At 49.7% G+C, this 14466-nt stretch carries 11 protein-coding genes and 1 tRNA gene; 10 read left to right on the top strand and 2 right to left on the bottom strand.

From position 1 onward, the window contains the following. Positions 1-27: 27 nt before the first annotated feature. The 3 genes from OXH18_RS09410 (at position 28) to OXH18_RS09420 (ending at position 2422) form a co-directional block, all read left to right on the top strand. Complete coding sequence (locus OXH18_RS09410) at positions 28-828, top strand: SDR family NAD(P)-dependent oxidoreductase (RefSeq protein ID WP_268612356.1); 801 nt, start codon at positions 28-30, stop codon at positions 826-828. Positions 829-1115: 287 nt separating this feature from the next. Then, complete coding sequence (locus OXH18_RS09415; protein ID WP_268612357.1) at positions 1116-1607, top strand: VOC family protein; 492 nt, start codon at positions 1116-1118, stop codon at positions 1605-1607. 593 nt (positions 1608-2200) lie between these two features. After that, on the top strand, positions 2201-2422 hold the full coding sequence (locus tag OXH18_RS09420; RefSeq protein WP_268612358.1) for a hypothetical protein: 222 nt from the start codon (positions 2201-2203) through the stop codon (positions 2420-2422). A 17-nt stretch (positions 2423-2439) separates the two neighbouring features. Here the strand turns inward: OXH18_RS09420 and OXH18_RS09425 are convergent, their stop codons facing one another. Beyond that, a complete protein-coding gene (locus tag OXH18_RS09425; protein ID WP_268612359.1) occupies positions 2440-2964 on the bottom strand; it encodes a response regulator in 525 nt (174 codons plus the stop codon). Between the two features lie 661 nt (positions 2965-3625). Here OXH18_RS09425 and cobW point away from each other — a divergent pair. Further along, on the top strand, positions 3626-4660 hold the full coding sequence (gene cobW / locus OXH18_RS09430; protein WP_268612361.1) for a cobalamin biosynthesis protein CobW: 1035 nt from the start codon (positions 3626-3628) through the stop codon (positions 4658-4660). A gap of 64 nt (positions 4661-4724) precedes the next feature. On the opposite strand, the gene OXH18_RS09435 is transcribed toward cobW, so the two are convergent. After that, complete coding sequence (locus tag OXH18_RS09435) at positions 4725-6446, bottom strand: sensor histidine kinase (RefSeq protein WP_268612362.1); 1722 nt, start codon at positions 6444-6446, stop codon at positions 4725-4727. A gap of 633 nt (positions 6447-7079) precedes the next feature. Here OXH18_RS09435 and OXH18_RS09440 point away from each other — a divergent pair. The 6 genes from OXH18_RS09440 (at position 7080) to nusG (ending at position 14464) form a co-directional block, all read left to right on the top strand. Then, positions 7080-10847 (top strand): DUF4347 domain-containing protein, encoded by a 3768-nt coding sequence (locus OXH18_RS09440; protein ID WP_268612363.1) that lies wholly within the window; start codon positions 7080-7082, stop codon positions 10845-10847. 287 nt (positions 10848-11134) lie between these two features. Beyond that, positions 11135-12730: a gamma-glutamyltransferase family protein gene (locus OXH18_RS09445; protein ID WP_268612365.1), complete on the top strand. Its 1596-nt coding sequence runs from the start codon at positions 11135-11137 to the stop codon at positions 12728-12730. Positions 12731-12840: 110 nt separating this feature from the next. Beyond that, complete coding sequence (gene rplS / locus OXH18_RS09450; protein ID WP_268613152.1) at positions 12841-13206, top strand: 50S ribosomal protein L19; 366 nt, start codon at positions 12841-12843, stop codon at positions 13204-13206. A gap of 176 nt (positions 13207-13382) precedes the next feature. Beyond that, positions 13383-13455 (top strand) — tRNA-Trp (locus OXH18_RS09455). Positions 13456-13556: 101 nt separating this feature from the next. Next, entirely contained in the window at positions 13557-13832 is a 276-nt protein-coding gene (gene secE, locus OXH18_RS09460) for a preprotein translocase subunit SecE (RefSeq protein ID WP_268612366.1), read from the top strand. Next, positions 13832-14464 carry a transcription termination/antitermination protein NusG gene (gene nusG / locus OXH18_RS09465; protein ID WP_268612367.1) on the top strand — a complete coding sequence of 211 codons (633 nt, stop codon included), beginning with the start codon at positions 13832-13834 and terminating at the stop codon, positions 14462-14464. Before secE ends, nusG begins: the two co-directional genes overlap by 1 nt. Positions 14465-14466 lie beyond the last annotated feature (2 nt).

Raw genomic sequence — 14466 nt, forward strand, 5'->3', positions numbered from 1 at the left:
TCTCTTTAACCCTTCTTCCTCCCTCCTATGCCTTCGGTTCTGATTACAGGTGCGTCTCAAGGGAGCGGTAAAGCCACCGCTCTACGGTTTGCTCGTCAAGGCTACGATGTGGTGTTGGCGGCTCGGCAGGCCGATCGTCTACAAACTGTAGCCAAAGATATTAGTGCATTGGGACGACGGGCAGTGGCCATACCAACCGACGTGGGACAACTGGAACAAGTGACAGCGCTGGTCCATCATGCCCTTGAGCAACTGGGCGCGATCGATGTTTTGATTAACAATGCCGGCATTTGTCTGACGGGAACAATGGCGCAGACCAGCATAGACGATTGGCAACAGTTGATGAATACTAACTTCTGGGGCTATGTCTACACCATTCAAGCTCTGTTGCCCCATTTTCTTGCCCAAGGACGAGGCACGATCGTCAATGTTGGCTCGTTTGGGGGCAAAATGCCGCTGCCCTATATGACCGCCTACTGTGCTAGTAAATATGCGGTGACTGGACTAACTGAAACACTGCGGTTGGAATTGCAACCCCGAGGTATTCACGTTGCGGCAGTGCATCCGGGGGTAATCAACAGTAGTTTTATGGAGCGCGCGATGTTTCGTGGTCAAGACGATCAAGAAACGCAGTCCCGCCAAAGCCAAATGCAGTCAGCTTTAAAAGGTGCTTGGGTAAGCCAACCAGAAGATATTGCTAACGCTATTTGGGAGGCAGTAACGAAGCAACGAGCAGAAATCATTGTCGGACCAGTAGCGATCGCGACAGAAGTGTATCGCCTCGCCCCTGGGTTAGCGCAATGGATGCTAAGCCAATCAACAAGATAATTAAAACAAGATAATTCAAATAGTACGATTGTTCTATTTTGGCGCAGATGTGGTAATTTAATAGAGCGGATGTACTAGACGCACTTAGGCAATGCAGTCCACTACAAACGCTCCTACATACAAAGGTACACACCTGGGTTAAGTCTGTAGAGGCGCGGAATCATCTCTTGTTTACAGCAAGCAACTTCGCGTCTCTGCACTTTATTGCATTTTTTGCCTATTCCCAATATTCAATCAAGCCTTTGCGACCAAAGCCCCACTAGGACGAAGTTTCAAGGAGATTTGCGATGGCCCATAATGCGATTACAACCAAACGCTATCACACCATTACCCCCCACATCACCGTTCGCAATGCCGATGCGGCGATCGCCTTCTACAAAGCAGCCTTTGGAGCCGAGGAAATGTATCGCATGGCGGCTCCCAACGGTAACGGAATTTGGTACGCGGAGCTAAAAATTGGGGATTCGTTCATTTTCCTCAACGACGAATATCCAGATGCAGACATGGGTGGCATTTCGCCTAATACCTTGGGCGGCTCGCCTGTCATCCTTCACTTAGAGGTTGATGATGTGGATGCTTGGTTTGAGCGAGCGGTGCGCACGGGGGCTTCTATCGCAATGCCATTAGAAAACATGTTTTGGGGCGATCGCTATGGTAAGCTAGTTGACCCATTTGGACACCAGTGGTCTTTAGCCAGTCCGATCGAGCCTCTGACTCCCGAACATCGGCAGTCTTTAAACTGGATGACTTCTGATTCGTCAAGCGTCGAAAAAGGATAACCTGTATCTTTAGGGTTGATGACTTGAACCGTTCACGCTTCAGTTTTTCAATTCCCTTTTTCATCCCTCGGCGGTACGTTGGGGGATTTTTCATTAGCCAATGCCCTGACAGATCAAGGGGGCGTTCATGTTTTCCTGTTGTGTTTTCATGGCTCAACTCAGATCTTTTGACAGCGCTCAGTAGCTATCTGGGTTAAAATGGCGACCTCTATTACAAGCATTCTCTTAAACACAACCACCACTACTTGTGCAAGCAAACTTAGTTTAACTCTGGTTGAAACCTGTTTTCATTTCTGCAACGAGGTCAATCCAAGCCTGAAAATAAGTAATATTACTACTCGCATTAGTCAAAAAAGATACTGTTCTATATCCGTGCTATACTTTAAATCAAAACCAAAAGGGTATATCACTGCCTAGTTCTCTGGACTAATCTTTGACATGCCTTAGAGGAGAATCGCTGTGAGTTCTAACCTAGATAGTGAAGAACTTGAAATGAGCGTTCTTCTTCCAAGTTGAGCGATGCGAGTGATGGGTGTATCTATGGTTCTTTATTGTGCAAACTGCGTGTTCGATCGAACACTCCTCGTGTATCTATGAATCTTGATGAATTTGAGTTACAAACACGGCGCTCGATTGAGCAAGCCTTAAATCAACTTCAAGCAGCTATTCTGCAAGTGGCTCAACTGGAAATTCAGCTTTCTGAAACAGGTAGGGCAATTCAAGGGTTATCTCAACAAGTTGAAGAGTATCTATCGCAACAGCGAGGAGCCGACAATGCGCCAGGTAATAGTTCCAACGGGCAGGAAACGCCCTAGTTCATTGTTCTGCTTTGTTAAGGGTGCGACACAATTACGAGGCTAAGCTCATCGCGAATCGCATTTCTTAACTGAGATAAGTTTACAGGTTTGACAAAATATCGCTGTGCTCCTAAGTTCAAGGCACGCTGCTGGTCTGCTTGAAAGGCAAAGGCTGAAACAATAATAATTGGAATCCTTTGCCACTCCGCGCGCTGTCGGAATTGTTGTAACAGTGCAAACCCATCCATATCGGGTAACTTTAAGTCAAGCAAAATAATTTGAGGACAAAACTGTTCAACGGCGTCAAACAATAAACTGCCCTGCGCTAGACCAAGCACGGTGTAGCCATAATATTCTAGGTAGTCACTCATTAGCTGGCGACTGGTAGCGTTGTCTTCGAGTAGTAAAATTCGAGCAAGGGGCACCGCCGCCGATTGAAGGGAATTTGGCTCTGTTGCCGGCTCGATGCCCAGCTGCGGACGATGATGGCTCCATCGCAGTGGATTAGATGAAAAGGGGTGCTCTTCACTGCCCAATGTCAGCAAGCTCCAAGTATCCATAGGTAACAGAGTCGGTGAAACTAAAAGAGTCGAGATGCTAAATACGCAAAGATAGCTCAGTTGACGGCTATAAACTCGCGATCGCCTCTGCAAAAATTTACAGTTAACAATCCTTCGCACAGTTGTTGTGAAGTTGTTGTGAAAACGCTGAACCCCCTCGCCATGCCGCTGGTTTTAGCCCTCACCCTCAATCCCTCTCCTATATTGAGAGAGGGACATTGATTTAACTCCCCGTTGCCCTGTTTGAGAGCAGGGGCTAAATGTCCGGACTATTGAGTAATTTACAGTTAAACTGTGATCAACGAGGCCTGATTTCACTTAATTTCAATCTACTACGCCACAAAGCTGCCTTTTGTTTGATCAATAGCCGATATCAAAATCTAAGCTAAGCAGCAATCCTAAGAATCAAGACTAATCAGAGGATTTAACTCAGTCTAGGGCAGAGATGCAGCCGCGATCGTAAATTTTTTATGTTCAAGTTTGTGTCAGGTTTGGATAAGCATGATAGGTTGGGAACTTGCAGGTTGACCTACCTCCGATTGAATTGGAGATAGAGCAAGAGTCTGATTGGCGAATTGACGAAAGACAAGGCGACTGATTTCTGTATGGGATGATACTACGGCCTGTCACGCGAGATGTTATTGGACACGTAATCGTTCTTATGCATAAAATTCCTGTTACGGTAATCACGGGTTTCTTAGGAGCAGGCAAAACCACACTAGTACGGCATCTGCTGCAAAACAATGACGGGCGACGGATCGCGGTGCTGGTGAATGAGTTCGGTGAAGTTGGCATTGATGGCGATCTGCTGCGCAGTTGTCAGGTGTGTGAAGATGCCGACCTAACCCCCATTGTGGAATTGGCGAACGGTTGCTTGTGCTGTACGGTTCAAGAGGAATTTTTGCCCACGATGCAGGAGTTGCTGAAGCGCCGCGAGCAACTCGATTGTATTTTGATTGAAACGTCTGGCTTGGCACTCCCCAAACCCTTGGTACAAGCGTTTCGTTGGCCAGAAATTCGCACTGGGGCAACGGTAGATGGAGTGGTGACGGTTGTAGACTGTGAAGCGATCGCCCGCGGAGAACTGGTGGGAGATTTAGAGGCATTGCAAGCACAACGGCAAGCCGATCCAACGTTGGAGCATGAAACTCCGATTGAGGAACTGTTTGCAGATCAATTGGCCTGTGCCGATTTGGTGCTGTTGACAAAAACCGATCGCGTGGCAACGCCCGATCGCCTCAAGGTTGAGCAGTGGTTGCGACAAGAACTGCCGCCGGGGGTGAGACTGGTCCCGTGTCAACAAGGACAAATCAGTCCAGACTTGCTTTTGGGGTTTAATGCGGCTGTTGAAGACGACTTAGACAACCGTCCAAGTCACCACGATGCTGAAGAAGACCACGAGCACGATGAAGAGATTGATTCGGTACAAATTTTGGTCGATGCTCAGTTTGAGCCGTCCACCTTGGTACAGCGATTACAACAACTGGTGCAACAGCAGGAAATTTACCGAATTAAAGGTTTTGTGGCGGTTCCTCAAAAGGCGATGCGGCTGGTGCTGCAAGGGGTGGGACAGCGATTTGATTATTTCTACGATCGTCCGTGGCAGCCCGCCGAACCTCGGCAGACCAAACTAGTTGTCATTGGACGCCACTTGAAGCAGGCGACCATCACCGCTGCGTTGTTACCGGAAACTTGATCGTAATGGCGTTACTGTGAGTTCGCGACCTTGCGGTTGAAAGCCAGTGGCAACTAGTTTTTGACTATTTGCGCCACCAAAAGCGAAAAGTGGTTCCAAGGTTGAGGTGCGATTCTACTTGAATGCGTCCTCCTTCTGTATCAAGAATTTTTTTAACGATCGATAGCCCCACTCCCGTATTGTCCTGTCGATCGCCGGTCTTCAAGGTTTGAAAAATGGTAAAGATTTTGTCGTAGTATTGTGGTTCAATGCCAGGTCCGTCATCAGAAACAGCAAATTCGTGGAAGTCTCCCGTGTCTTGCCAGGCAACGACGATACGGCCATCCGGTCGGGTATGGTGCTTGATGGCATTGCTGATTAAGTTGCTGAACACTTGATTCAATAGCAACCGCTTAGTGTTGAGCCTGGGTAGATCGGAGGGGATGATGATGGTGAAGGAGGGCGGGGGCGAGAGGGAATCAATCACCTCGGCTAGCAATTCGTTGACATCGACGGGTTCCACGGCTACCTCGGTTCGGCCCACACGAGAGTAGGTTAACAAGCCATCAATTAGGGCTTCCATCCGTCGCACCCGCGATCGTAATAGCTCAAGTTGCTGTTGATTTTCAGCAGGAATATGCCCAGATAAGTCTTCTTCAATCCATTCAGACAAACTAGAAATAGCACGTAGAGGAGCTTTCAGATCGTGAGAAACGATGTAGGCGAACTGATCTAAATCTTGATTTCGTTCCTGCAAAGTAGACGTTGTTTGGGCCAACCTAGCGTTGAGCCGCGCTAATTCAGTTGCTCGATCTTGCAACGCCTGTTCTGCCAGTTTGCGATCGGTTATTTCCTGGGCAGTAACGTTAATGCCCAATACCTCCTCGTCTTGACTGCGTAATGGATAGTAGCTCACAAGCCAGTCACGTTCAACCCCTGGCTGGGCGGGGGTGGTTCCGTGGACTTCTACATTAAGAATTGGGTTGCCAGAGGCTAACACTTGTTGAAAAATCTGTTCTTGGACTTCGCCTAATTCTGGCAATAGTTCGCGTACGGTGTGCCCAAGGTGATCGGCAACAGCTAATCCATTGATTTCGGCTAAATATTCATTGATGCGCACATAGCGAAATTCCGTATCTAGAACGCACAACCCAATAGGAGCCGTAGCATAAATCGCTTCAATTTCAGCCAGTTGTCGTCGGGCCATTTCTTCACGCTTTTGAATCTCTACTTTGGCGGCTTCTGCCTGTCTACGTGCTTCCTGTTCCCGCCGCAATAAGTCTTCCATTTGCCGATTAGAGTCTGCTAGTTGGGCCGTGCGATCGACCACTCGTTGTTCCAGTTGACCTTGATAAGTCTTCAATTCCGCTTCAATTTTCAACCGCTCGGCGATTTGCTCTTGTAGAGCTTGATTGGCTTGCACAAGTTGCTCAGGGCTGGGCAATGCGAGGGCTTGGGGCACGATCGGAATTAACTGAATTGCGGTAAAGACAGAAACCGTAGCCGTAATAGCTTTCAAAATACCTGATACCCAATAAACGGGATGCCAAAGCGTCCATACGTTCATTAAGTGCGTTGTGCCACAAGCCACAATAAACAAACAAAACAGCAAAAAAATTCGGTTAAATGGTAAATCTGGTCGATTTCTCACGAAATAAAACAGCGTGATCGGAATCGAGTAATAGGCGATTGCAATCATCAGATCAGACGTGAGATGCAGCCCTACTAGTTCAGGTTTCCATAGGTAGCAATGTCCATGAGGAATGAATGAGCTAGTCTCAAAATGGTTATTCCAGAATTCCAACATGGTTTGTGCAAGCAGATGAAGATTAGTTTAGTGATAGCAAACAACCAAAACTCGTGAATGGTTTAGGTTAACGACCGCGATCGTTCTAACTTAAACGGTACAACGTTTATTACAATCCTTCGGACAGTTAGTGTGAAAATGCTAAACCCCCTGGCTATGCTGCCAGTTTTAGCCCTCACCCTCGATCCTTCTGCCACGGTGAGAGCAGGACGTTGATCTGGCTCCCCGTCGCCGAACGCATCAACCAGCTACTCAGGGAATAATATCCTTTTGTAAATAAAATTAAATTGAAGTGCGTATTTTCTGGTAAAGTTTGCATTGAAATCTCCGATTGCCGGCAACAATCCTTGGATCAAGGGGGAGATTTCTGAATTTATCGAATTCCCTCTTGAAAAAGACTTAAAATTTGCGTAAAGTTTGGGCGTACTCGCATCGATGTTTGAGCAGATGTTCGAATCACAGCACGAAAGCTGAGAAGCCTCACCTTGAGAAATTGTGGTAAATGTTACACAATTTTTGAAACAACAGAAAATATACTGACTGAGATTTACTGCCTGGTGATATTCCTGATCCATCGCTTGGGTTTAGACAGCCTCACTTGACACGATTTTTGGAGCCTAAAGAAATCAAGCCATGACATCCCTCTACCCCTCTACAACCCTGGTTGTAGTTGATTCAACTGTTAGAGACTATCAGGGTCTAGTTGATTCCATCAGCCCCGACACTGAGGTTATTGTTCTCAATTTTACTCAAAACGGAATTGAGCAAATCACCAAGGCCCTCGCCAGGCATCGTAATCTTCGCAGTCTTCATATTCTTTCGCATGGCGAAGCGGGTGCACTACGCTTAGGCAACACTTGGATAACGTCCGAAACGTTAGAGCAGTATGCGAATTCGCTTCGGGCTTGGGCAAAAGCCCTCGCGGTCAATGCCAACATTTTGTTGTACGGCTGTCGTGTTGCGTCTAGTGCGATCGGGCAAGCGTTTGTGCAGCAGTTTAGTCAATTGACTGGGGCAGTGGTGGCTGCCTCTACAACTCTGACCGGGAACCGTGCCTTAGGGGGGGATTGGTGCTTAGCGTTCACAACGGGAAGTTTGGAGGTGTCACTGCCTTTTTCTGAGGAGGCGATCGCGGCTTATCCTCATATCCTTGCTGATTCTCGGCGTCTCTATACAGAGACCTTTAGGGGAGATGATGTCGTTGATCGAAGATGGTTGTTTGGAGTAGGCGATCCAGGCAATCCAGTTCAAGTAAATCCGTTCCTAACGGCTCGGGATGATCCAAATCCCTCTACTGGGGCTGATCCATCGATCGGAGGCGGTCTGCCAGGAAATTCTGGCGCCTCTCCTAACCCCCCAGTTGATCCAGATGGCGAAGGCGCGTTGCGCTTGACCAATTCTACGAACAACCAAGCGACCTACGTTCTTTACAACAACCCAATTCCGTCTAGTGCGGGGTTAGTCATTGAGTTTGACTTCTATGCTTATGGTGGATCAACGCCAGGAGCCGATGGTATTAGCTTCTTTCTAGCTGATGGCTCAAACCCACCTCGCCAGGCAGGAGCGTTCGGTGGTTCTTTAGGGTATGCCAACAACAACCAGCCGCCAGCCGCTGGGCCGGGCGTGCAAGGGGGGTATTTAGGTATTGGCTTCGATGAGTATGGCAACTACTCGAACCCAACTGAGGGACGCCTGGGCGGGCCTGGGTTTACTCCAGATGCGATCGCCGTGCGTGGTAGCCAAGCTAATAACTATGCCTATTTAACCGGAACTGGAACCCTTCCCTATAGCATCGATGTTCCTACCGCAACAAATCGCGAACAGGCGCGTCGCCGTGCTCGGATTGTACTGACGCCAACGGGGTTACTGTCCGTCCAGGTCGATGCGAACAGTGACGGTGATTTTACGGATGAAGGGGAAAGCCCAGACTCTCTGCAAAACTACAATATTGTGGCAGCGAATGGGGCATTGCCAGACACCTTCACGTTTGGCTTTGCCGGAGGGACAGGTACGTTCCGCAATGTTCACGAAATTCGTACCCTCGAGGTTTCCACCTTCACTGCCCCACCGATCGTTGCCGATGTCACTAACAATGTTCCGTCGGGCACCACAATTAACTTGACTGGGCTTTCCGCGACTGATCCTGATGGCACGGTGGAATCATTCACGATCGTGACGTTGCCGCCTGCCGAACAAGGCACTTTGTTTTTGGGTAATCCAGCCGCTGGTGGGACAGCAGTAACGGCTGGACAAGAACTTACCCCTGATCAAATTTCACAGCTATTTTTCCAACCTGGCCCTGGGTTTACCGGAACCACCTTTACCTACAACGCCACCGATAACCTGGGGGCCGAAGCGGCCGTGCCTGCGACTGTGACCCTAGCGCTGCTTACGGCAGATAATCAACCGCCGACGGCCGGTGATGTCACGGTGACTGTCACTGATGCTGCCTTGACGGCTATCCCCGCTCTGCCTGTGGCTGACCCCGATGGTACGGTAGCGTCCATTACGATCGTCACCTTACCGACGGATGAACAAGGCGAGCTATTTGTCGGTGATCCTAATGCAGGTGGACGACTGGTGACAGCGGGTGAAACCTTAACCCTGGCAGAAGCAAATCAGTTGTTCTTCCGTCCGGTGGGGGGCTTTACGGGAGATAGCTTCACCTATTTCGCTCGTGATAATGATGGAGCCATTTCTTCCATTGCCACGGTCACCTTCAGCAGCGATGGTACAGGAGTGAACCAACCGCCGATCGCCAACAACCTCAATGTACCAGTCAACGAGGGAGCAATCACGCCTCTGTCTACATTGCCTGTCAGTGACCCCGATGGCACCGTTGAAACGGTGACGATTCTGACGTTGCCGCCAACTGAGCAAGGGGTGCTGTTTGTGGGCGATCCGCTGACCGGGGGGCGTCCTGTCACCGCTGGTGAAACGTTGACCTTGTCAGATGCCAATCAGTTATTCTTCCGTCCGGCAACTGGATTTACTGGTGGCAGTTTCACCTATCAAGCAACTGATAACAGCGGCGCAACCTCAGGCGTGGCAACCATTACCTTCTCTCAAGGTGGTACTGCAACGAATCAACCGCCGATTGCTAGTGATTCAACCGCCCGCTTTAATCCTGATTCAGTGACACGAGTTCCGGCCCCTGTAGCGACTGATCCAGACGGGAGTGTGGTTTCATACACGATCGTGACGTTGCCCGCTGCCGAACAAGGTCAGCTATTTGTGGGTGATCCACGGGCGGGTGGTCGGCCAGTATCGGTTGGAGACGTATTAACCCCCGCTGAAGTAGATCAGCTTTTCTTCCGAGCCGTTGATGATTTTAGTGGTGGCGCTTTCACGTTTTTTGCCACGGATAACTTGGGGGCAACCTCTAATACGGCAACGTTTACGCTAGCCAGTTCAGCAGGCTTGGAACCTATTCCGCCGAACGGCGATGATTGTGTTCCTGGCATTCGCCGGGAAGGAACCAGTGGCAACAATTTGCTGCGGGGAACCCCCGACCAAGACACGCTGATTGGTGGTGGCGGCAATGATACGCTACGCGGTTTTGACTGTGATGATACACTCAGTGGCGGGGCTGGGCGCGATCGGATTTTTGGTGGCAATGCTGGTGATACGATTAACGGTAATCAAGGCAACGATCGCCTGTTTGGGCAAAACGGTGACGATACGATCATCGGCGGTTTGGGGAACGATCGCGTCAACGGTGGCCGGGGTGATGATCTCATCTTCGGTCGGCGCGGTAACGATCGATTGAATGGTCGGTGGGGCAACGATACCATCGTCGGTGAACGTGGCCGAGATCGAATCAACGGTGGAGCCAACAACGACTTTCTGCAAGGGCGACAAGGCAACGATCGCATCAATGGTAATAACGGCAATGACCTGATCTTCGGCAATTTGGGCCGCGATCAACTGGCTGGTGGTCGAAAGAATGACACCATTTATGGCGGTCGTGGTAACGATCGGTTGCGCGGACAAGGCGGCGAAGATGTGCTGTTCGGACAGCGCGGCAATGATCGACTGTTGGGCGGCTCTCAAGGCGATCGTCTAATTGGGGGTGGTAATCGAGATACCTTGATTGGCGGTGGCGGTGCTGATACCCTCACGGGTGGGCCTGGCCCCGATCGCTTCGTCTTCAGAAACATCAATCACGGTGGCGACATCATCACTGACTTCCAGACTGAGCGCGATCGACTCGACTTCAGCAGAATCTTTTCCAGGCCGGGCTACGGCAGTTCCCGTACCTTTGCGTATATTCAACGCATTCAGTCTGGAGCCGATACGCTCATCCGAATTGATTCGAATGGTCAAGGCAATTTCATCGATTATCTAACAATGCTGAATGTAACAGCCGGAGATCTAAGCGCACGCAATTTCATTGTTTAATTCGTTGTCTAATTCATTGGCGAAATGCGCTTACAGTTGCGACTTCTCTGAAGTGCTATGTAGAGTTTGCATTATCCTCGTCCTCAATTCTGCTTCTGTCATTGACAGCAGAAAGTTAGTAAATTAAACCTGCATTCAACAACGTCAGAGTCGATCGAGAGTTGATCCCCCGTCAGGTATGGAAATTGCAACGAGGGCTTGGGTTTCTGCCTAGACCGCCCCGTTAAACTTCACGACCTGACGGTTCCCTTTCGGTTGAGTTGATTTCAGCCAAGCTTACTGTCCCCATGCCCTTTGATCTCACTCACTATCCTTATGCATCTTCCCGACGGGTCGTCATGGGAGGTAACTATGCTGCCGCCACTAGTCAACCTTTGGCGACCTTGGCAGGCATGGAGATGTTTTGGCGAGGAGGAAATGCCATTGATGCTGCGGTGGCTATGGCCATTGCACTGACAGTTGTGGAACCGACCTCGAATGGCATTGGTTCCGATGCCTTTGCCTTGGTGTGGGATGGACAATTACATGGACTCAACGCTTCGGGAAAGAGCGCTCAAGCGTTTAGCCTCGATCGGGTATCGGGGTTAGACCAAATTCCGCCATTCGGCTGGCTGCCCGTTACCGTGCCCGGAGCCGTATCCGCCTGGCAAACGCTCTGGAATCGCTGGGGAGTATTGCCGTTCGAGCAACTGTTTGAGCCAGCCATTCGCTATGCCGAGCAAGGGTTTCCGGTTTCCCCCGAAACAGCGCGAGCATGGAAAGCCGCCGAGTCTTGGTTTTTGCCACAAGCGGGAACTACCGTCGAACCGTTCAAACAAATCTTTTTTCGGGGCGATCGAGCACCAAAAGCGGGTGAACAGTGGGGAAGTCCTGCCCATGCTGCCACCCTGAGAGCCATTGCCCAAACCGAAGGAGAAAGTTTCTACCGCGGAAAATTAGCTGAACAACTCGCTGCGTTTGCCGCTGCCACCGGAGGGTTGTTAACAACAACCGACTTAGCAACCCATCAACCGCTATGGGTGCAGCCCATTTCTACCACCTATCGCGATCTCACAGTGTGGGAAATTCCACCCAATGGTCAAGGGATTGCGGCTCTGATAGCACTCAATATTTTGGAAGGCTTTGACCTCGATCGCTATCCCCGCGATTCTGTCACGAGTTTTCACTGGCAAATTGAAGCGATGAAGTTGGCGTTTGCAGATGCCTATCAACAGGTAGCCGATCTAGACTGGATGCAAGTGTCAGTCGAGCAACTGTTAGATAAAACATATGCCGCGCAGCGCCGAGCATTGATTAGCGATCGGGCAATCGTAGCTCAAACAGTCCTGCCAACGAGTGGTACCGTTTATTTGGCAACTGCCGATCGTGACCTAATGGTGTCGTTGATTCAGTCCAACTACGCGGGCTTTGGCAGCGGGGTCTTGGTTCCTGGAACGGGCATTGCATTGCACAATCGGGGACTGGGGTTCTCGTTGCAATCCGGACACCCTAACCAAATTGCGCCAGGCAAACGTCCCTTCCACACCATCATTCCAGGGTTCCTTACCCAAGGCAATCAACCTCTGGGCCCGTTTGGCGTTATGGGAGGGCATATGCAGCCGCAGGGACATGTGCAACTGGTGGTGAATTTGGCAGACTATGGCATGAATCCCCAAACCGCTCTAGATGCCCCCCGCTGGCAGGTGACGGCTGATATGAAGGGTGTTGTCCTAGAACAAACGGTTTCTCGTGCTCTAGCCTTGGCATTGAGCGATCGAGGACACACCGTCCAGGTGACTCCTGAAAGCCGTAGCTTTGGCAAGGGACAAATCATTCTGCAACAAGGAGATGGGTTTGTGGCTGCCTCTGAACCAAGAGCCGATGGCTTAGCGCTAGCGGGATAACTGCTTTAGCTCGTTTCAGGACGCTCTTTTCTCATTTTTTCTCGTGTCCCCCTAGACTATTGAAGTTTCTCGCGTTACAATTATCGATCGTGAGTTTTGCTAGGGTTGGGATGAAAGCTGAGGAATTAATCCGTTCAATTGAAACGGAATATCTAAAGTCGGATCTTCCTACCATCCATGTCGGTGATACCGTCCGCGTGGGGGTACGAATTCAAGAAGGCGGTAAAGAGCGAGTTCAGCCTTACGAAGGCACTGTCATTGCGATGCGCAATGGCGGCATCAATGAAACTATTACCGTTCGACGAATTTTTCAAGGTGTTGGCGTGGAGCGGGTATTTTTACTTCATTCTCCCCGTGTTGCTAGTATCAAAGTCTTGCGACGCGGTAAGGCACGGCGGGCGAAGCTCTACTATCTGCGCGATCGGGTTGGTAAAGCGACTCGTTTGAAGCAGCGCTTCGATCGTCCCCTAGACTAGAAGTGAATTAGTTATATAAGTTTGGTTATCAATCTCTAGATATTGAAGGTACAGAACTGAAGAGATAAACAAAATTGATCTATTCAGTCACCCGAAGTAACAAACGATCAACCAACAGCGAATGACTAATGACCTGCTAGACTAGGAAAGGACAAGCAAACAATGCCTCCATTCGTGCGTCCTTAGTTCAGTTGGTAGAACGCAGGTCTCCAAAACCTGATGTCGGGGGTTCGAGTCCTCCAGGGCGCGCTGTTATTTACTTGCTAAGCGAATAGCTCTAGCGTAAGGATTATTCAGTTTAAGCGCACTGACGCAATCGTGGAAGTTTTATAGCGAGGCAGTAGGGAACCGTGGCGAAGAAGAACGAACCAACGGCGAAAGATACTAAAGAGCCGAAAGAATCGAAGGAGCCGAAGGACGCCAAAAAGGCCGAAGCGGTAGACTCTGGATTCAGTCCCGTCTCGTTTCTTCAAGAAACCCGTGAAGAGCTTGGAAAAGTTGTCTGGCCCAGCCGCCAGCAGCTAATTAGTGAGTCACTTGCGGTCATTCTCATGGTTACTCTCTCAGCCACACTTATCTATTTGGTCGATAACCTATTCAGTTGGGCCGCTAGGCAGGTGTTCTAATGTCGTTTGCATCAGACGAATCAGACAATTTGATGCCAGTGGAAGGCGAGGAATCGGGTGTTCATCCTGGTTCGGCTCGATGGTATGCAGTTCAGGTCGCCTCTGGTTGTGAAAATCGAGTCAAAATCAATCTGGAGCAGCGCATCGAAACTTTGGATGTTGCCGATCGCATTCTTCAAATTGAGATTCCTCAAACTCCCATCCTGAAGCCTCATAAAGGCGGCAAACCGAAGGAAATTGCAGAGAAGGTTTTTCCCGGATATGTTCTTGTGCGCATGGTAATGGACGATGACACATGGCAGGTGGTGAAAAATACTCCTAATGTCATCAACTTTGTGGGGGCCGAACAAAAGCGACGGTATGGTCGAGGTCGAGGACATGTGAAGCCTGTCCCCTTGGGGGCTTCGGAAGTAGAGCGCATCTTCAAGCAGTCTCAGGAGCAGCGCCCCGTGATCAAAATTGACATGGCGGCTGGTGACAAAATTGTTGTTCTGTCAGGTCCCTTTAAGGACTTTGAAGGTGAAGTAATTGAGGTCTCTCCTGAGCGCAGCAAATTGAAAGCATTGCTTTCGATTTTTGGACGAGATACACCCGTCGAATTGGAATTCAATCAGGTACAAAAGCAGAGCTAGTT

The organism is Thermocoleostomius sinensis A174 (assembly GCF_026802175.1).
GTDB lineage: Bacteria > Cyanobacteriota > Cyanobacteriia > Elainellales > Elainellaceae > Thermocoleostomius > Thermocoleostomius sinensis.